Source organism: Pseudomonas spartinae, assembly GCF_965197125.1.
Taxonomy (GTDB): Bacteria; Pseudomonadota; Gammaproteobacteria; order Pseudomonadales; family Pseudomonadaceae; genus Aquipseudomonas; species Aquipseudomonas composti_A.
Genome location: NZ_CBDAMB010000015.1, coordinates 95,799 through 115,130, shown reverse-complemented (window position 1 = coordinate 115,130; position 19,332 = coordinate 95,799). Strand labels below are relative to the sequence as shown.

The 19,332-nt window shown below is 53.3% G+C and carries 7 protein-coding genes; 1 reads left to right on the top strand and 6 read right to left on the bottom strand.

The window, feature by feature from the left end; all coding sequences use genetic code 11:
- Positions 1–674: 674 nt before the first annotated feature.
- The 5 genes from ACN8M7_RS23700 to ACN8M7_RS23680 all read right to left on the bottom strand — a co-directional run bounded on the left by ACN8M7_RS23700 (position 675) and on the right by ACN8M7_RS23680 (position 16,159).
- On the bottom strand, positions 675–4,010 hold the full coding sequence (locus tag ACN8M7_RS23700) for a DEAD/DEAH box helicase (protein WP_490262355.1): 3,336 nt from the start codon (positions 4,008–4,010) through the stop codon (positions 675–677).
- Positions 4,011–4,050: 40 nt separating this feature from the next.
- Positions 4,051–9,180: a RecQ family ATP-dependent DNA helicase gene (locus ACN8M7_RS23695; RefSeq protein WP_490262354.1), complete on the bottom strand. Its 5,130-nt coding sequence runs from the start codon at positions 9,178–9,180 to the stop codon at positions 4,051–4,053.
- A 115-nt stretch (positions 9,181–9,295) separates the two neighbouring features.
- A complete protein-coding gene (locus ACN8M7_RS23690) occupies positions 9,296–10,735 on the bottom strand; it encodes a hypothetical protein (RefSeq protein ID WP_490262353.1) in 1,440 nt (479 codons plus the stop codon).
- A complete protein-coding gene (locus ACN8M7_RS23685) occupies positions 10,732–15,786 on the bottom strand; it encodes an AAA domain-containing protein (RefSeq protein ID WP_490262352.1) in 5,055 nt (1,684 codons plus the stop codon). The genes ACN8M7_RS23690 and ACN8M7_RS23685 overlap by 4 nt, the downstream gene beginning before the upstream one ends.
- A 178-nt stretch (positions 15,787–15,964) precedes the next feature.
- Positions 15,965–16,159 (bottom strand): AlpA family transcriptional regulator, encoded by a 195-nt coding sequence (locus ACN8M7_RS23680; RefSeq protein WP_316915897.1) that lies wholly within the window; start codon positions 16,157–16,159, stop codon positions 15,965–15,967.
- A gap of 79 nt (positions 16,160–16,238) precedes the next feature.
- Here ACN8M7_RS23680 and ACN8M7_RS23675 point away from each other — a divergent pair, with 79 nt between their 5' ends.
- Positions 16,239–16,541 carry a hypothetical protein gene (locus ACN8M7_RS23675; protein ID WP_490262351.1) on the top strand — a complete coding sequence of 101 codons (303 nt, stop codon included), beginning with the start codon at positions 16,239–16,241 and terminating at the stop codon, positions 16,539–16,541.
- 8 nt (positions 16,542–16,549) lie between these two features.
- Here the strand turns inward: ACN8M7_RS23675 and ACN8M7_RS23670 are convergent, their stop codons facing one another.
- Positions 16,550–19,324: a DEAD/DEAH box helicase gene (locus tag ACN8M7_RS23670; protein WP_316915899.1), complete on the bottom strand. Its 2,775-nt coding sequence runs from the start codon at positions 19,322–19,324 to the stop codon at positions 16,550–16,552.
- Positions 19,325–19,332 lie beyond the last annotated feature (8 nt).

The window sequence follows — 19,332 nt, the reverse complement described above, 5'->3', positions numbered from 1 at the left end:
TTGGGGTAAGAGCTTCGTTGGCGCATGGGAATCCCGGCGATAAGGGCTATCGCGTCCGCTTAAAAATACGCGGACACCATCGCCCTTAATGCTGGAGTTCGGAAGGTGACTTGGCTGGACGCTTACGTTTGGTAGCGGTACGGTTGAGCATGACGATGCACCTGTGTGGTTGATACACACCAAGTGCATTGGTTGTTTTTAATTACTCACACTGAGCGGCCATAAGCTGTTGCTGTCCTACACAGCAACAGCGTTTCTCAGGCGATCGTGCAGCTATCGCTGGAGGGATGACGAGTAGCTGCTCTCAGGGATAGAGGTATCGACTGGATGGTAGATAGCTATCTGGTTGAATGGTTGTGTGATCTATAAAACTAGAACCCGCCCCCATAAAGCCCCCTCCCTCCCAGCAGACTGGAGAAATCCGTGTGTACAGGCCAGTAAACCGGAACAGTTTTCTTGACTTGAACATCACCGACTTAGCTGAGATTTTTCATGCCTCTCTACCCGAAGAGCACCAAGCTAAAACGGCAAACAAGCTGGTAATCGCAGCTGGCTAGATTCAGCTACTGGACTCCCCAAAGCACCGATGAATTGACTCGCTAGTCTGAGTTAATGGTCGCAAAGGCCAAGTAGCCTCCAAACATTGCGGTCAGCGGAGGTCATGCCATGGCAGATCATGCACTGCCAATAACCCGAAGCTTCATCGCACGGGTTTCTAATAAATACGTTTCAACCCCAGCCAACAGATGCAATCCCTCTTCATTAACCGCAGAGCGCGATAACCCTGGTTGTACAATGCGAACGTCGAACTCATAGCGATAGTCTTGCCAGCTTGCCTTCAGCTTCTTGAGCGATGCTGCAGTTCCCAGCTCGAAGCGAGAGCTCTTCCCCATTTCGAGACGACGCTTCTCTCGCTTCAGCATGTGAGCAAACATGCGATTCGGGCGATCGCGCCACCTAGCAGATTTCTGCGCTTGCCCGCAGACCTCGTAGAGATCTCCGAGGCGAGATCCAGGGGTATCGCTGCCTGAAAACTTGCAATGGTAGAGCGTGACCTGCACTAAGCTGTCAGTGACACGCAGAGAAACCACGTCAGCAATTTCCCCTTTCCCATCATCGTCAAAAATCAGGTCATATAAGTTGCCATCGGAGAGCAAGTATTCAATGACCTTACGCTGGACAGAGTCGGGGCGTTTCTCTGCACCTTGAGATTCGGCCCGTATATTGGTTGTGGACCAATCCCACTCAACAATCTTGTCAGTTGGGTACGGCTCAACAGACACACCGTCAGGCAGCGCGTAGAGATGGCTGTAGATCAGAAGCGACCCATCGCCAAAGTCGATCTGAGGCGCATCGTCTCCGAACGACTCAGATAACGTCTTCGCGGCACTGCCAATCTTAATGGTTGCCTCCGGCCCCACTCGCTGTGGATAGCGGGCTCCCCCATCGTTGAACTCGATTTCAAACTCGGCGGCATGGGCGTCGCTGGTCACGGCGAACCGCAGCGGGCCGGTCCTCTCATGACTGATAAGCTCGATATCGCATTCGGCGAACGGGACAACCTGGCCATCGAAACTGATTTCTATACGCTCTTCGATCTGTGTCATAAGCGACTCCGGCCAGTGAATTGCGACGGGAGGTGCCGTAGGTCTCTCGCTGATAAGGCGAGGCCGCATCGCACTCTTGAACACTTCATCAGTGGTAATTCCGGAATCGCTCACCAACCGACCGATTCCCTGGCACCAATCCACCCAATCGGTCAGATCACGGACTGGAGTGATCGACCAGAACTTACCCTTCACCGAGCAACCACGAATGGCCGGTACACCATCAAGAAAGCCGGTAGCAAAGACGTTGTTCTTGATTCTCGACTGCTTTGCGGTGTCGAGGCCGTCAGCGACATCAACGCCCATGTACATGGAATAGCGTACTCCGCGACCCTGATGATGGGTGAGTCCCAGGTTGCGCAGGATCAGCCTTTTGAAGCCATGAAGACTTCGAAACACATCTTCACCCTCGATTCGGCGAGAGCTGTCGCCACAGATAGCCTTGGCAAGCTTGTCATGAGGGCCCTTCGTGGAGCTACTAATGAACAGGAGTCCAGCGTCCTCATCCCAATGCATCATGTGCAGATCCCAGATGACATTGGTAGCTTGCTGAGCTGTAGTCCAGCCGGCCTGTTCTTCATTGCGCGTAACGAATATGGCGACTCGGCGCTGCTGATTGAGCTTCATGCCTCGATAAACGCCGGCAGGGAAGAGGTCCTCTACTTGCAGTGGATCCCAAATTTCGCATGTCGTCCTATAAGCGACAGCATTCATTTTTGGCTCCAGGGTCTGCAGAGGAATATCGCAAAGGTCCCCCGTGAAACCCCGGAACATTTCCGCACGCCGCACCTGTCGTTCGATCCGCGCAGAACTCAGCGCCTCGACCAACGTATTCCAATCGGCATCCTCCGCATAGAGCTTCGCCAACGAGCGGTCGATGTCATCCACACCAGTGTTAGCGATTACTGTTGCATCGCCGAGCCTGGGATCCTGTCGCGTGAACCGACCCACGAACTGAATAGTGACCGCAACGCTTTTATGCGGGTCGTGCAGGCCGGCGATCTTGAGCTCCGGCAAATCGAAACCCTCTCCCAGCATGTCAACACACACGATAATTCGGCTGTCGAAACGACGCAGCGCCGCAAGGCTTGCACGCCTTTCCCGTGCGGACTGGTTGCTGTGAACCAGGACAGGATTATGTTGTGGGAACCGTCGGCTATAGAGCTGATGAAGCTTCTTGGCGCGCTCAATTGTGGAGCACCGCGCCATAGCCAAGTGGTTTAGACCAAGGCTGAGATCGTCTTGCAGAATCTCACCGAGCTTTTCGGCGATCGCCTCATCGGCCTCGGATTGATCCAGGCCAAAGATCGCCTCAAAGCGAATCGGCTTAAAGTAGCCTTCTACCTGCGCTTTCTTGAGCGGATAGGTATAGATGAACTCGCCATCGACTCGTCGCCCATCTTCTCGGAACGGAGTGGCAGTGAACTGGAAAATAGGTAAAGGCAGTTCACGATCGACGAAGAGGCTGCGGAATCTCGCCCAGGTCGGGGCCGCAATGTGGTGGGCCTCATCGATGAAGAGAGCGGATGCGTGATCAGCCATACGCTCCTGGATCTGGGCGTCGGCGCGACCAGCAATCTGCATGGTAGTCACCACCACATTGGCGCTGCCAAAGATCTGATCCACTTCATCCACCGCGGTGGGAATGTGGCAAAGGCGCATTACTACTGGGTAGTCAGCTCTTGAGCTGAGGCACTCCTGACGCCTGAGCACACCAAAGGTTTCAAACTTCCCGGCGATTTGCTCACGTAACGCGTCGTTCGGTACTACAACCAACAATCGCTCGAAACGCTGGTGAGCATTCAGCGCGAGCATAGTTTCCGTCTTGCCGGTACCTGTTGGCATGACAATAGTGGCAGGTGAACCTGATCGCGTGAGGTGGGCGAGCGAGGCATGCAGCGCTCCAATTTGGGGGCGGCGTAACCCTGGTGTAGCGGGCCTGTCCCCCTTAGCTAGGCGGCTTTCACGGAGTTGAAAGGCGTCGTCCCAAGAGGCCGTAATTGCTTCGAGTCTTGATTTCCGAGCAACTGCATCGAGTGTGCTTAAGTCGATCGTGGTGTTGCCCACCCAACGGCCTTCACCTCGCTCAAGTGCCAGAGAAATTTCTGCAGGATCTGAAGCCCCAGCAATCAGTAGAACCAAATCTGCATTGAGTTGAGTTGCAGTCTTAGCGCTGATAATCCTCAGAATCTCGCCGGTTTGTAAGGTCGCTTCATAGCCCGCAATTTGACGAACTGAGAACGGCCGCAACCGGCAGAGCTCACGCTTTTCTGGACTTTCAAGTTGTCGAACGGGGTTATCGAGTACCTTGCAGTTGATTGCAAAGCGCTCTGGAAGCAACAGCGATACCTCCTCGTGGAAGAGATCATCCTGAGTAGAGATAAGGGGGGCATGCGCTGTCATTAACAGTCTCCGTAATCAACTCAGGGCACGATCCCTGGCCCTATAACGCAGGCTGTGGCACGCCACAGAGCCTTGGAACAACAATCTCCCAGCGCTCGCACCTCTGAAGAGACCGATACTGCTCCTCGCTGTCCTCTTGGAACCGAACTACCACACCCGCAACCTCGCACTGTTCAACCTCAAGATCCAGCCTAAAGGACTGAGAAGTCCGCCCGACAACCCGCCCCTGGTCGTCCAGAATCACATAACGCTCGCCTCGCTGCTCAAGCTTCAGCGTCGCCCCCGGCTCCAGGGACCTCAGTGCCTCATGGATAGGGTCTGTTACAGGGCTACGTCCGGCAAAGCCAATATCAATGTCCTTCAAACTGAGCTGCAGATAACGCCGCTCCAAAGCTGGGTTGTAATCGCCGGTGAAGGTCTGCTGCACGATGTCAGCCGACAAACTCCCACTGAAAGGATTCGCTGCACTGAACTCACACAGAGTCAGTGTCTGCTCTGCGCGCGTCATGCCCACGTAGTACAACCGGCGCTCATCGTTAAGTCCCTCAGTCTGTACATTCCATCCACCATCAAGCAAAACGGCATGCCTGAACTCTAGGCCTTTCGCTGAATGCACTGTGCCCAGATACAGGCCACTCTTGGTCTGCTGCCGCATCTCCCGGGCGTAGTCATAGAGCCAGTCCACGATTGCAGCACTGTTGAGCTGGCACTCACCGAGCTCGACCTGCAATTGGGTGAAAGCCTCCCTGAAAAAGTTACACCAGCTCTCACCCACTCCCGCAGACACCTGCTGCCACGCCATAGCAGCCGAAAGCGCCTCATTGACTTCTCGAAGTCGATCAACAACCGCCACGAAATCACGCTGCCGAGTGATGGGCGGCGCACTATCTTTATCCGAGGCCAGAAAGTACGGAACTCCGGCAAGCTCGCAAAGCGCCTGGACTGGCCACAGATACTGATGGGTACGGGCAAGAATGGCGCATCCACTCCAGCTACCCTCTTCCAATGCCAGCAGTCGCTTGAGTTCGCGTATAGCAGCCTGCGCCTGAAGGTTGCCAACAGCTCTATCGCTGGGATCAATTGCCAATCGTGCAACCCGTCCAGAGCGACCTGAATCAAGCGCCTGCCACTGTCCCCCGAGAGGATCTGACTGGCGCTCGCGGTTGATTCGGATCGGATAGGACGCTTTCAAGCGCCCGGGGTTGTTACCAACCAGGTGATTTGCAGCCGCAATGATGCTCTGAGTCGAACGATAGTTCTCGACGAGGTAACTGGTAGCAGCAGAGTAATCCTCGCGAAAGCGCTCGATGTAGCGGTTGTTGGTATCGCGCCAGGCGTAGATGTTCTGATCATCATCGCCTACCGCCAGAATGCACAAACGCCCTTCCTCACTGGACTGCCTACCGGCAAGCGCACTCACCAAACGGTATTGCAGAGCATCGATGTCTTGGTATTCATCAACCAAGATGTAGCGGTAGCCACGCAACAACTGCTCTCGCAGGTCGTCCTCGCCATCGGCTGTTCCCTTGCCCTCCAAAAGCTCAACAGCGTCCTCCAGAACCTGTTTAAGAGCCCCCTCGTCGACAACATCCCTACGCTCAAAACGAGTGCCGGTCAGCCGCATGGCCATGCTGTGGTAAGTCATGACGCTGACGCCGTAGGCATCAGCTCCGACCAGGCTCAAGAGGCGCCTTCGTATTTCATTGGCCGCATGCCGATTGAAGGTCAACGCCACAATTGCATTGGCAGGAACCCGTCGAATACGCAGCAGGTACGCAATACGGTGAACGATTACGCGAGTTTTGCCAGACCCTGGCCCTGCCAACACCAAGCGATTAACGTCGTCGTCATCGACCACAATGAGTCGCTGTTGAGTGCTCAGATCCTCAACGATGGATTTCCAGGACTCTTCACTGGTGGCATGCTTAAGCACCTCTTCGCGGCCAGCGAAATAGCGCTGCAAGAAAGCATCTTTTGAGTCCGTGAAATAGTGCAGCACCAGCTCCAGCGCACTCGCCATAGCGCCGAGCGCGACCTCGGCATACTCACGCATCACATGGACCTGGATACGCTTTTCGCTGTAATGCTCATCGAGACGCAGGTAATCGTCTTTGAGGTAGCTGCCCTTCTTGTCTGCGTTTACCTCAATGGTCATTGCTCGACGCATCACAGTCATCCCGTGGTTGAGCGTCAGCACCTCCTGCTTATGCAGGTATAACAGCACATGCTCAATTGCTCGCTGCCGCTGGTTGGGGGGGATGACCTGTGAGAGCTCCAGATCCGACTCGATCACACCCACCAGCTCACCGAAGGTGGATTGCACCATCAGATCTTTGCCCTTGGAGGCCGGAGCCAGCTTTCCGATCAAGAATTGAAGCAGCTTGCTGGCAATGACTCGGCGCTTTTCACCAAAGCGTTCAATCTGCGACCAGCTGTACCTACCTTGAACTTTAAGCTTGATGTAGTCGTGATTGACCTGTTTAAGCTCAAAACTGCTGCGTGGCTGGCTGTTGCTTTCACGATCTTGAGAGAGACTTCGCAGTAGGCGAAGCACCTGCAACGGGATGACATCCCCACGCTCTAGTCTGGTTTTGAGCCCTGCTGTCAGAGCCGCGAGATTGAGATCCTGCCAACTGCCATCCTCGGCATCTGGCGCCAGCTCGCTGAGTACCTCCAACAGCGCTCCCTCTAATGCAAGGGTCTGCTCCAGCCGTTGAATGGAGGCGTCCACTACGCCGTGACGCAGCAATACGGTCAGTTGGGTGTCGTTGACGAGTAGGCCCAGCTCCTCCATCTGCTTGAGAGTGCTAACAACTTCCTCAGAAGTCAGGCTGGTGAGCGACATCAGGTTGTCAGTATTCACCCGCTCATCGGCCTCAGCCTGGTAGAGGTATTCCAGAATTGCGCCGAACTCTTCACGGCGCCGCTCCGACAGATTGGCCTTGAGCAAACGCTGCTCGGCGTCCGCTTCGCTCAGACTCAGGCGAGCCGGAAAAATCTGTGTACTGTTTTCTTCTCGCTTGAGGTATTGCCCCCGCTCCAGCCAGGCAACCGCGGTGACCACTTTGGTTTCAGCATCACTGTCGTCAGCGTCGAACGAGGTCTCGACGGTCTCATCCATGAGAATCTCGCCGGCGGTGATGACCAGCTCGCCGCCCTTACGCCTGGCATACTCGAAACGCAACTTGCGGAGAATTTGTTGGATGTCACGGAGGCTGAGCTTGGAGCGCTCGCACAATCCAAATTGGGTCTCAATATCCTGCGAGTCATAAAGCAGCACACAGCGTGCTGCATCCTGGTCACGCCCTGCCCTGCCGGCCTCTTGAAGGTAGTTCTCCAGCGAACCAGGAATGTCTGCGTGAACTACCAGGCGGATATCGGACTTGTCGACGCCCATGCCAAAGGCATTGGTGGCGACGATGATGCGGAGCCGCCCAGCCTTGAAGTCGTCCTGGATATCCTTCTTGTCATTGGGTTCAATCCCGGCGTGGAAATGGCGGCACGGCCATCCCTGCCCGACTAGAAACTCTGAAAGCTCTTCAGCGCCCTTGCGACTTGCAACGAAAACGACCGCACCACCGTCCTGGCCGCCGAGGTGATCCTCAAGCAATTGATGGGTTCTTGGCCATTTCTCGCCACGACTGCAGGGCAGCACTTCAAAGCTAAGATTCGTCCGCTCATGAGTCCCCAGGAACTGATCAAACTCAATCCCGAGACCTTCCTTAAAATGCGCCCGGATATCAGCCAACACATCCGGCTTAGCCGTTGCAGTGAAGCAGCCAATGGGGGCCAGGGGTTGATTGCCTGTGTGCTCGCGAATGAAGCGCGAGGCGTACATGTAATCTGGACGGAAATCGTTGCCCCACTTCGACAAGCAGTGGGCCTCATCGAAAATCCAAGCGCCGATCTGGCGCTGGCGTATCGCACGCCGGAAAGCCTTGTTGCGGAACTGCTCAGGAGATACCAGCAGAATGCCGACATCGCCCATCTGGACCTTCTCCAGCACATCCGCACGCTCAGGCATGGTCAGCAGGCCATTGAGCGTCGCAGCACACTGCACATTTCGCTCAAGAAGCCCGTCAACCTGATCCTTCATCAGCGACTGTAGAGGCGAAATGATGATGGTCAGGCTGCCGTTGCGATGAAAACGATTCAGCGCCGGCAGTTGGTAACACAGCGATTTACCACCACCGGTTGCCAGGATCGCGAGAACATGTCTGCCCTGCATGCCTGCGAGAACCACATCGTGTTGCAGGCTTTGGCCGGGGCGTTCGTAGCGGAAATCAGCAAAGCCGAAGTAGCGCTTCAGCTCATGGCGCGGATCGTGGGTCGTGCAGCAGTAGCGGCAGTCTGAACGGCCGCAGGGAACATCCCGGAGCTCAGTAATCAATCGCCCAACAGCAGAGAACTGATGCCGCACCCAAGGCGCAAGGACAGAGTTGCCCCCCGACACTCTCAACCACGCAAGGGCATAGGCCAAGGGCAGATGCAAATCCGTCTGCTCAAGGTCCTCAGCCAGGAGAGCTTCCAGTCGAGCTCTACATACCTTCAGATCACGATCCAATGATGGATCGGTTTCCGCCAACAGACTCGGAATGAGCCGCTGCAGATCCGAAATCGGAACTGCAGTCTGCCCAGTTAGCGAAGCGAAGAATGATCCCAGATCGCTTTTTATGCTTGGGGCAAGCAATGCCTGATAGCAGAGCAGCTCAGCACGATTGGTCTCATTTAACTGCGCAAATGCATCCCGCTGATCTCTAAACAGAATCAGCGTTGAACGACAGTCTGCAAGCGGCGAGTTGAGGCTGTCCCGGATGAGTTTGTAATCCTTGACCAGCCGGTGATACGGGTTCTGCGGAAAGGCCAGGGGGGATAGTCTTAAGGTATCGATGACTGGCAGAGAATGTAGAGCAAGCGCAGGTGCCTGCTGCTTGAGGATGGGCAAGTCATGTTCGATGACGTTATGCCCCAGAAGAAAGCCAGCACCATCGGACAGCGCATCGACTTCAGCAAGAATCTCGGGGAGATTTTTCGAGACCTTACGATCAAGCTCGACACCGAGGTCAGGCCGCGCTGCCCCGACCTTAAAGATACGATCTGGATACCCCTCCTTTCCGGGAGCGACCTCCAGATCGATGACCAAGCTCTTGGGTTGGGGAACTGATGACATCCCTTACGCGATCCCTGCTACTGCAAATGCTTGGTTGCACTTTACAACAAAAGCATGGCACGGCGTTCACAAAGCGCGGCAGTCACTGACAGCAAAGAGCGGACCATCAACACCACTACAAATTCCTGCCCAGATCTGCCAAGCCGCCCAAGTACCTTGGCTTATTCTCAAAGCTGTACTCATCAAGAACAGACCTAACTAGCCCCTCAATACTCCTCACGCGAGCTGGGTCTTCAGTAATAAATCCAAACGGAATTGGTACAGGGTAACGGTCAGGCACCACAAGATGATAGATAACAACTGCAAAACAGCCGCTCAGCATAAAGACCTCTAGAGGCGCCAAGGTTTCAGACTCGACAAAACCGTGCAAATACTCTTTCGCTTCTGCGCAATCGTTATTTGCAGCCTTTTTCGACTGCCAATCCTTGCTAGACGACAGGGGAATCAGAATCTCTGCCTCAAAAGCATGCCGGTCATTTCGTTTGCTTTTTAAACCCGCATACTCAACGAACTTACTTAAAGCTTGACCATGGCGAGAGCTTTTACCCCACAATCCATGGGAGCACGGAGCGAGCCAGGTAAGTCTGGTAGCAACTTCACGCTCAGAATCAGAAATTTTCTCATGGTGCTTTTTCAATAACGAACACACCTGATCCCAATTTCTATTCAGCTGTAGGGATCCATAAATTCTTACGTCACCACGGCGATCATCTAAGCCAAACGACAAAGCACGTTGAGCAACTCCTCTGAAATCCATCACTCCACTCGAAAGAGCATCAATCGTTTCTGAATCGCCTAACCTATCTGCCAGTCGAACAACATCATCGAAATTTTCGCGTCCATTTAGGCTATGCAGCATAGATGCACGACGACCAATATATTCCTCCTCCTCGGCTATTCCCTTTTTCACCTCGAAACTCAAATCGAGACTATCAACATCAAGGCACAACGCCTCCTCAACAAGAAAGCACACGTCTGAGCTTTTCCTCACGTCGCTTATTTTGTACAACTCCGGAACAGAGTCTTGCTGATCCTTCCCTGTCAAATCCCCGCGACGAAATATCTCATGCAAATTATTCTGAAATGCACCGACCGCCCTTTGCTGTGAAACAGCCCTAACTTCAACACCGGCATCTAGAAGAACTGCTCGCCTTGTACTTGCCGATGGAATCTTCCCCCCAAGATAGGAGAACGTTAGCAAGTCAAAAGTGAATGATCGCCGATAGTCCTGCCTAGACCTGACACTGGGAGAGTCTTCATTTCCTGAGAAGAGTCGAAGTCCTTTTTCTGAAAGACTAATCCGCCCATCTGGCTGGACAGAAACCTCTCCCTTCTGGAAAAAGGGTGTCAGTGCCGCACTCAACTCTTTCGAAGTGAAACCGAAGTATCTAGCTATATCAGCCGACATCAAAGGGGAGACTTTCAACAAACGCAGCAAGAACTCAGAAACGAATGGAAGCCCCCCCTTCTCAATCAGAGAATACTCAATTCTGAACTGCTGCGCTGGCACACAGATATCAACTTCAAACAAAACCAAAGCTTCACCAGCCATCATGCAGCTCCTTTTGCATTTACTACCGACGTAATCCTGTAGCGCTCACCATCCTGACGCTCTTGAATATAAGTGGCAACTTTACCCAACGGCAGATCCGCGTTCCGCCCTGCCCACATACTCATGTCACCGACAATAACCAAACGATCCATGGCTCGGGACATTGCCACATTTATTCGATTCGGCAACCGCAAGAAGCCTGGAGAAAGGTCTGCAGAGGATCGCGTCAGAGAAACAATGACAATGCGGTTTTCTTTTCCTTGGTAACTATCAACAGTGTCAATCTTGACCAATTTCTTGAAATCTTCCGACCATGTTTTCTCGGCAAACTTTTTACGAACCAACTTCTTCTGCTCAGAGTACATGCAGATGATCCCAATAGGAGGCTCCATGGTTTCCGTCATTTCCTCAACTAATGCCGAGCTGAATTCCATGTCACTTTCAATATCTTTGAGCATCTTAATAATGGAGTTTGCCTCAGCATGGTTTACCAAGCTGGTACTACCTTGCTGCTCCGAGTGATTAGCTTGTTTCCCGAGAACGCCCGTATCCAACCAAGTTACAATTGAACCGATAACATCTGGAGCATTCGAAAAGCATTCCGGCACAGGCCGCGCACCAGTCATTAGTTCACCACCGTAGAAAACCTCCGAAACCAGATCTCCGATCGGTGGTTGCATACGGTACTGAACCTTAAGTGTGGCACTGACACCTCGGCCATAAGCAGACTCAAAAGCGCGCTCGAAATCGCTCCGCATGATCCGCCGAAACTCGTCTGACTGACTATGCAGTCCCAAATCACGGGCGATGGCCTTGAGATGCTCGTCTGCATAGGTTGGAGGAAGCTGCCGATGATCCCCTACCAACAGAATTCGGCTTCCCACCTGCATGGCAATCGCCAGCTCGCTAGGTGAAGAACGTGCAGCCTCATCGATAATGACCCAGTCAAACCGGTTTTCAGCAAGTTTCAAATGCGGTAGACCGACGCCTACACAGGTACCGCAGACCAGTGTTCTGGCGCGCATCAGAAACTCATCGTAATTAGCGCCATCAGTGGCAATACGTTGCAGCAACTCCTCAGACAGCTTGATCAGATCCATGCAACGCTTAAATTCATGCGGCCTGACACCGTGGCTGGCGGTAACACTGGCATAGGCCTGCTCAAGCATATTCCGAGCAGTAGACTCTGGGGCTGCAGAGATACCATAGTCATTGGCAAGCGCCTCAAGCAGATCCTCTTGCATTCGACTCAGGCTTGCGGTCAATTGCTTAGACTCGAGAGTGCCCTCACCAGCATCTTGCAGATCCTTATCCAGGCGCTCAATGCTTTTGACCAGTCCATGAATCCTCGACTCAAGCTCAACCAGGCTCGCGATAAACCCGGCGCCAACCCCAAGCGAGGGAGCCATCAGAGACAAACGCCTTTTTAGTTCAGCGCTAAAGCTCGATTGTTGCTGGGTGACAATCGACTTGGAATAGACATCCTGCAACTCATCTGAGACTACCTGTTCGCGGTTGCTGAAACGCACAACATCGAGATCGGTATTCAATCTGCGGCAGTGGGCACGAATGCGCTCTGCCGCAGTATTTACAGCCTCATGCGACTGGCTAACAAGAAGGATATTCCTAGCACCCTCTTCACTTATCAGGTAGTGGCAGAATGCGGCAATAAACTCAGTCTTACCGGTACCGGGTGGCCCCTGCAAAAAACCCACTGGCCCATTTGTTATCAACTTTGAAAAAGCATCCTTCTGTGCATCGTTGAGGCCAATAGTCTGCCCGCTTGAAGTTTCTCGCTGGTAGACTGCGAAACCTTCCTCAGTTGGCGGCACAGAAAATCGCTCAGGAACTATACTGCAGCCTTCGTCAAAATAGTCAACCAGCCCTGTTACAACTGATTGACGACCTAATATACGCTCTATCGCGCGCTTTCGACGGGTCAACGAGGACCTGTTCTTATTGCTTTGAAGATAGAGCACATCATCAGCTTTAATAACAGCTCTGGTTTTTCCTGAGTACACCAAACACAGAGCAGACTTTGTACTCTTACGAAGATCTATCTCACCAAGATTGATTTGCTTTTCACCATCCTTCTTGATGAGATTAATTTTATCATCAGTCTCGAACGACTCTAAAACCTCACCACTGGCTGTATATGGAATCATGAGCCCAGTTTTTTCTTTATTAAAGACAGGCTCACCCGACACCTCTAGCGTTGGCAGCCCCTCGACTTCTGTATCCATAATAGCCTTCCAGACTTTACTTGTCTGAATAGACCTCGTTTTTATCTCCGGGACATGCTCTTCATTGATATCATTGTCAGCAGCCAAATCGGTGGAGTTATGCGCACCTCCGGCCTCCTGGTTTACTGAGGAAGCACAGGCAGCATCCATAATACTGGCAACAAGCTCGTCGAACGCCAGATTATTCCCCATAAAGTCTGACAGCTCTTTGAGGTTACTAATATTTGCAACAACAACATTAATTTCGACATCAATTTCAAAATCTGCATTACGCTCAACCCAGTGCGGAACAGCCTCCTGCTGACTAGGCTTGAATCCCCTCACAAAGGCTTTCGAGGACTTCTCATATGCAGCTGAAAAGCTTCCGCCCACACCGCTGAACGTAACGACAGCCTGATGGGCATCCTTTACATCTGGCTTGATGCTGACAAAAAGGCGTCCATTGTCAGGATAAATTGCGAAATCTAGAGAGTCATTTCCGCGCACGGTGACTGTAATAACTGTTCTAGCTTGCTTCGGACGAAATTCACGATTAAGAGCATCACTAAATCGGTCTAGCGCAACGAAGCCTGAATCGCTCTGTAATTCCTCATTAATTGCCTTACGCAGCTCAGGCAGATCATGTTCATCTGGCTGATCCCAGTCCATTCCGAGCAACTCTACAGCCATACGCATGACAGCAAAGTTATCACGCTCGAAAGGTGTGCAGCTTTCGGCTAGAGGGCTATATCGATTATTGAAAGGTTCGCTTCCTGAAACTGTAAGATCCGGAAGATCTAGCAGGTAAAGCTGTACGGACTGCCCGTCATCAACTGGCACTACGACTTTGATATTTCCAGGATGGAGATCTCCGTGAGTCAACTGCTGCTCATGCAGACACTCAACTGCAGAAATAAAATTACGAATCAGCTCTTCGGCTCGTCGCGAGCTCAGCTGTGATAATTCGCTCCAGTGTTGGCCATCGATAAATTGTTGAACTAAAAAAGGAGTACCGCTCTTGTCATACCCAAACTGATCAATCCTAGGCAAAAATTCATAGCCACTTTTATTCAGCAATTCTATTTTTTCAAAAAAGCTGAGCAACAACGGACCTTGCCCTGCCTGCGGAGCATCTGCATGGATCGTAGGCCATAGTTTTACAATGCAATCACCCGACCGATAGACCTCTTTCTCAGGGGTATCAATGATTTCCTCATCCACCGGGTAAATTTTGTAAATTCTAGCGCTTGAAGCGGAAAAACGTTCAAGTTGTGACTGATCGAAAGCAAACTGCGCTGTATCTTCTGGCGTTACCTGGTTCAACTCGTCCAGCAACTCACCGGCGTTGGCGTAGCGAGAGCTTGGATTGTGCTCCACCGCCTTGGCGAGAACGCCTGAGTACCATGTATCCGAATCCAAGATGTCATCCCGAACGCTATCGATGTAATCGGCATTCAGCTTGAGAGGTAAAGACTTGGCTTGAGCCAAGTGCCAGCAAAGGAGTCCAAGCGCGAAAACGTCGCGGTGGAAAGGCGTACCGCCGTGCCCTTCATCAGTACGATCTTCTGGAAGAGCAATAGAGCCAATACTCAGTTGATCACGACGTGGGCCAACCGTACCTGCTGGCTGATGATAGGCTGCAATGAAGTTGGACAAAGCAATGGCGCTGGATGGCGAGAACCATACGCTATGGTCGCCCAAATCACGGTGAGCGACCTTAAATCCGTGCATGGTAGCGAACTGCGCGACCAAGATCTTGGCCAACTTTACCCGCTCACTCTCCTCATAGTTCTGCGCATATCGATTGATGAATTCGTTGAGCCGGTAGTGACTTGCCGGAAGCTCGCACAGCTCAGAAAATTCTTGAGTAACGGACTGCACGGAGGGGTTTCTGATAGGACGCAGACAACGTTTTGCCAACTCATGATCCCGCTGTCCCAGATAAACCAGAACATCCCGCTCCCTGGAAAGAATCTTGAAGCGCCCCTCTGGGGTTTTGGCATCTACATCATCGAGCTTATTGAAGTCCCACAAACGTAAAAGAGCACGATCGGCCTTGTTATTCTCGTTTGCAGCCTCATACTCAACATAAACCTCGCCGGGATGCTTGAAAATCGGCTCCCCCTGCGCTCGGAACCCATCAACCATGAGTTCCTTCGGTTTGACACTTCCCTGATTGAGCAGCTGATCAAACACATCAAAATACTGATTCAGACCTGCCGCCTCGGGATGCGGGCGAAACCTATTATTAAATTGACGCTCGTTGGCCAGCTTCAAGAAGTCATCGAGATGCATTACATGCTCGCGCTCATTGTCGGGTAGCTGATCAAACGTACACTTACCGCTCAAGACCACGCAAAATTTGATATTTGGCACAATGCCCTTCGGGAATTGCTGCCTAACTGCATTGAGCTTTTTCTTTAGTAGAAAGACTTTATTCTGAGTAACCGATATTGGTGAGCGATCACGCTCATCACCATTCTGGTACCACTTGCCACCATGACTGGTGATAACACCATTCCAATGCTTCAGCTCGACTATGATGACGTTCTTATGGGTTACAATGACAAGATCGAACTCGCCTTCTTTACCGCGCGAGTCTGCAAAACGGAACCCTGCATACCCCTTCCAAGGCCACATACCAGAAGGTTGATCTGCCCCCTTGCCTTTCAGAGACAGATTACTGAGCTGCTGAGCTAGAGACTTACCAGCCGTTGGCGAGGCTGCATCTGATTTTTCAGGTTGAGACACATCCTTGAAGGCCTTACGCATGCTCTCGATAGCTTCGACCTCATGCCGCAGCAGGCCTCCTTCCCAGTAACGTACTTCCATTTCTAATCTCCATAACTGCCCCACCGCAGCTCATCTAGGCGGAGCAAAACTTCTGTTTCGAGCGCAGCTCAAGGATATAAACAGACGGGGCTCAGCTCGAAGGTAAGACAATCTATTTCAGGATCGCCGACAAGTTGAAAGATAACGGCGAATTGTAATCAAACTCGCCGGCATCACGTTATCGGCGAGGGTTAATATCTCGCGCTACAAGCCTGCCCTTAATCCACTCCTGGATCTCACTCTCAAGCCAACCAACGCTCCGCCCTACCAATGGTACAGGCTTCGGAAAGTCGCCCGTTCCAACAAATTTGTAAATTGTGGATCTAGCGAGCCCGGTCGACTCAATAACCGCGCTTAACCGTAATATTTTCATGATACCCCTCCACACAAGCCACAAAGCAGGTGAAAATCTCTGCTTGTATGTTACGTACTCCAGAGTCAAGCGATAGAGAATGAAACTCCTCAACACCTACGACGACCGCGACGAAGCCGAAGAGGCTGCTGAGAAGCTGACCGGCGACAAGCGCCTGGCCAGCGAGCGCGACGCTACCGTGGTCATCTACAACCTGTTTGGCATCCCCAGCTGGGGCAATTTCCACCGCCTGGGCATGTATAACCTCGGCGAGCTAAAGGGCCTGCTGGAGCGCCATGCGAGCTGGCAGCCCGTCGATCAGGCAAGGCATGCTGAGATCATCGCCACGCTGCAGACAGTGGCGAAAAACTACGGGATCGAAGTGCCGGGGCACTGGCTGTAGTCAGAAAGCTACCCAGCCATCTCGATATATCCGATCAGCTCAGCCGAATAGCTCCCATCGCCATTGGCCGCCCCTTTATGTCTCAGTTCGCGCTGTAAAGTAGGCTCTACCAGCTGTGAAAACAGCTCCTGCCGCTGCTCGGGAGAGAAGCAGGGGGCGGCCGGGGCGGCCAGCAGGTATTTCTCACATTGTCGTTCGACCGTCGGGACTCGTGTTCCATCTGCCTTCACGGCTATTGGCTGCAAGACCACGCGACGCTCACCAGCGCTGGTTGAGGTTTCAACCATCCAGAGTGACATCAGCACAGGCTCACCCTGGTCTCCCTGTACGGCAATGCCGATCTCTTCCGGAGGCAGGCTGCGCCAACGTCCCAGCTCCTGCTGTACCAATGGGTGGTCAAGGCCCATCAAGTCGACATCGTCACTGCTGGTGGCAATATCGCGATCCAGCGTAAAACGGAGTTTGCGCGAGCCATCTTGGGCAACGAGATCGCAGGTATTTTCATCAACCTTCACCAAGCGCTGCTGGCGGTCTGCCAGGGCCGACGACATGAAGCGCACCAAACGATCCATGCTGGAGGACACGTCGGAGAAAGGCTGGTAATCATCGAGGCTGAAGCCCTCCAGATCCTGAAAGAGATCGAAGACAACCTTGCGAGCCTCGCTGGAATTGGAGAGCGCCGCTTCGAGCTCCACCTGAGTACGACGCAGGGTTGGGTCGGAAAGCGCTTCCTGGTACAGACGGTCGTAGTTGAGCCGTTCGGAGAGCTGACCAAGGATCTGGGCGCGCAAATCTTCGGCTACGTTGCCTTGATCATCGACCTTGCCGACAGTTCGAGCGATTTCGGTGAGTTTCTCATCCAGAAGCAGGAAAATCCGCCCCTCGATGGTATCCGAGAGCACCAGGTTATAGACCTGTGCCGTATGGTTCTGCCCATAGCGGTGGATGCGGCCGATACGTTGCTCTACGTCCATCGGGTTCCAGGGCAGGTCGAAATTGAACAGGATACGAGCGAATTGCAGGTTGATCCCTTCGCGTCCTGCTGCAGTACACACCAGCACTCGCGGACCATCCTTCTGACGGAAGCGGCGCTCCGCAGCCACTTTTGCCCCATGATCACCGCCCCTAAGCACGACAACACCCTGGCCTGGGTAGGTCGCCTCGATTTCTTGGGAGATCATTTCTACCGTTCCCAGGTAGGTCGCGAAAATCACTACCTTTTCTTCAGGATTCTGTCGCCAGAGGTAACCCAAGCCATCGAGCAGCTTTTGCGCCTTGGTCTCCCGCTGCTGGGGGAAGGAGGCCAGCAGGTCACCAATTCGCAGGCGCTCCTCTGGTAGGTGAAGCTCAACGACGGCAGAAGCTGCCTCTTCCGAATGCGTCGATGAATATTCGCTATCGTAGGGATCGGAAGCCATTTCCAGGACATCATCATCCAGCTTCTTGATCAGGCGATGGCGCAGATCTGCCATCACACGATCGACCTCGCTGCGGCCGATGATGTCGCGTGACAGATTGAACTGCTCATGGATCATTTCACGCGCTTCGTCGTAAAGCCGCTCACGCCCCTCGATGTCCAGATCCTTGTCACGCAGCAGCGCTTCATGCAGGGTCAACATCAACAGGCGGCGCTTGAGGGTACGCCGTACAGCCGCAAAGCTTGAGGCCGCGATTTTCTGGAAGATGGCCATCAGGAACCCCAAGGCCCGGCCCTGGTTACCCTGACGATTGGCCAGGTCAAAGCCTTCCTCCAGATACTCACGCAAGCGCTCATAGAAGCGCTTTTCTGCCTCGTTCATCACGAACGACTCTGTATGCACCCAGCGACGAGCAAACAGCGGTGTGCCATCCGGTTGACAGGCATCCGCCTTGGTGCGGCGGAACATCACCGTATTCAGCCGATATCGGTGATCAACCATCTCCTCCGGCCCTTTGAACAGGGTCGGGTTGAGCAACTGCACCAGCATCCAGAATTGGAAGTGATTGCCCTGGTGAGGGGTGGCAGAAAGCAGCAGCAAGTCACGAGCATGGTTCTTCAGTGCCTCGGCCAGCTTGTAGTTTTCGGTTTTCTTGACCTTGTTTCCGCTACTGCGATGAGCTGTCAGGTGGTGCGCTTCGTCGAACACCACCAGATCCCAGCGTGGGGCTTCCAACAGGCGCTTGATGCGTGCAGGTCGCTTGAGGGTATCGATGCTGGCGATCAAGCGGTCGTGCTTGGCGAAGGCATTGGTCTTGCGGTCGGTGATGTCGCCCTCCGAGCCGAATACCTCGAAGTCGAGATTGAACACGTCGTTCAGCTCGCGATGCCAATTGTTCACCAGGCCCGCAGGAACCACCATCAAGGCACGGTTCAGCTCCCCGCGGCTAGCCAGCTCGCGCAGGATCAGCGCCGTTTCGATGGTCTTGCCTAGCCCCACCTCATCAGCAATCAGATAGCGCCTGGGCGAGGCGGTGGCAATACGGTGGGTCAGCACTACCTGGTGGGGCAGAAGATCGATGCGGGCCGAGGTCAGTGCAGAAGCACTCTCCATCGCTGGCAATGCGTGTGCCTCATAGGCCAGCCAGGCCTTGCGAGCACGCTCGCTGCCACCTGCAACCGCCTGCAGAATGCGCTGGGTGCGCGACAGCTCACGCCTGACCAGGTGAACAGGGACACGTCGTAAACCAACGCCGACAAACAGCGCCCCCAGGTATCCATCCCGAGGCGGCTCGGTAACAACCCCCTGCCCAAACTCGGAATGCGTGATCTGCTCACCGGGAGAGAAATGAAGCTCAGCGCTCATCGTCACGA

Coding starts and splice junctions, on each gene's coding strand:
- ACN8M7_RS23700 (WP_490262355.1), bottom strand. CDS start 4,010: ATGACAGCGCATGCCCCCCTTATCTCTACTCAGGATGATCTCTTCCAC.
- ACN8M7_RS23680 (WP_316915897.1), bottom strand. CDS start 16,159: ATGAAAATATTACGGTTAAGCGCGGTTATTGAGTCGACCGGGCTCGCT.
- ACN8M7_RS23670 (WP_316915899.1), bottom strand. CDS start 19,324: ATGAGCGCTGAGCTTCATTTCTCTCCCGGTGAGCAGATCACGCATTCC.
- ACN8M7_RS23685 (WP_490262352.1), bottom strand. CDS start 15,786: ATGGAAGTACGTTACTGGGAAGGAGGCCTGCTGCGGCATGAGGTCGAA.
- ACN8M7_RS23690 (WP_490262353.1), bottom strand. CDS start 10,735: ATGATGGCTGGTGAAGCTTTGGTTTTGTTTGAAGTTGATATCTGTGTG.
- ACN8M7_RS23695 (WP_490262354.1), bottom strand. CDS start 9,180: ATGTCATCAGTTCCCCAACCCAAGAGCTTGGTCATCGATCTGGAGGTC.
- ACN8M7_RS23675 (WP_490262351.1), top strand. CDS start 16,239: ATGAAACTCCTCAACACCTACGACGACCGCGACGAAGCCGAAGAGGCT.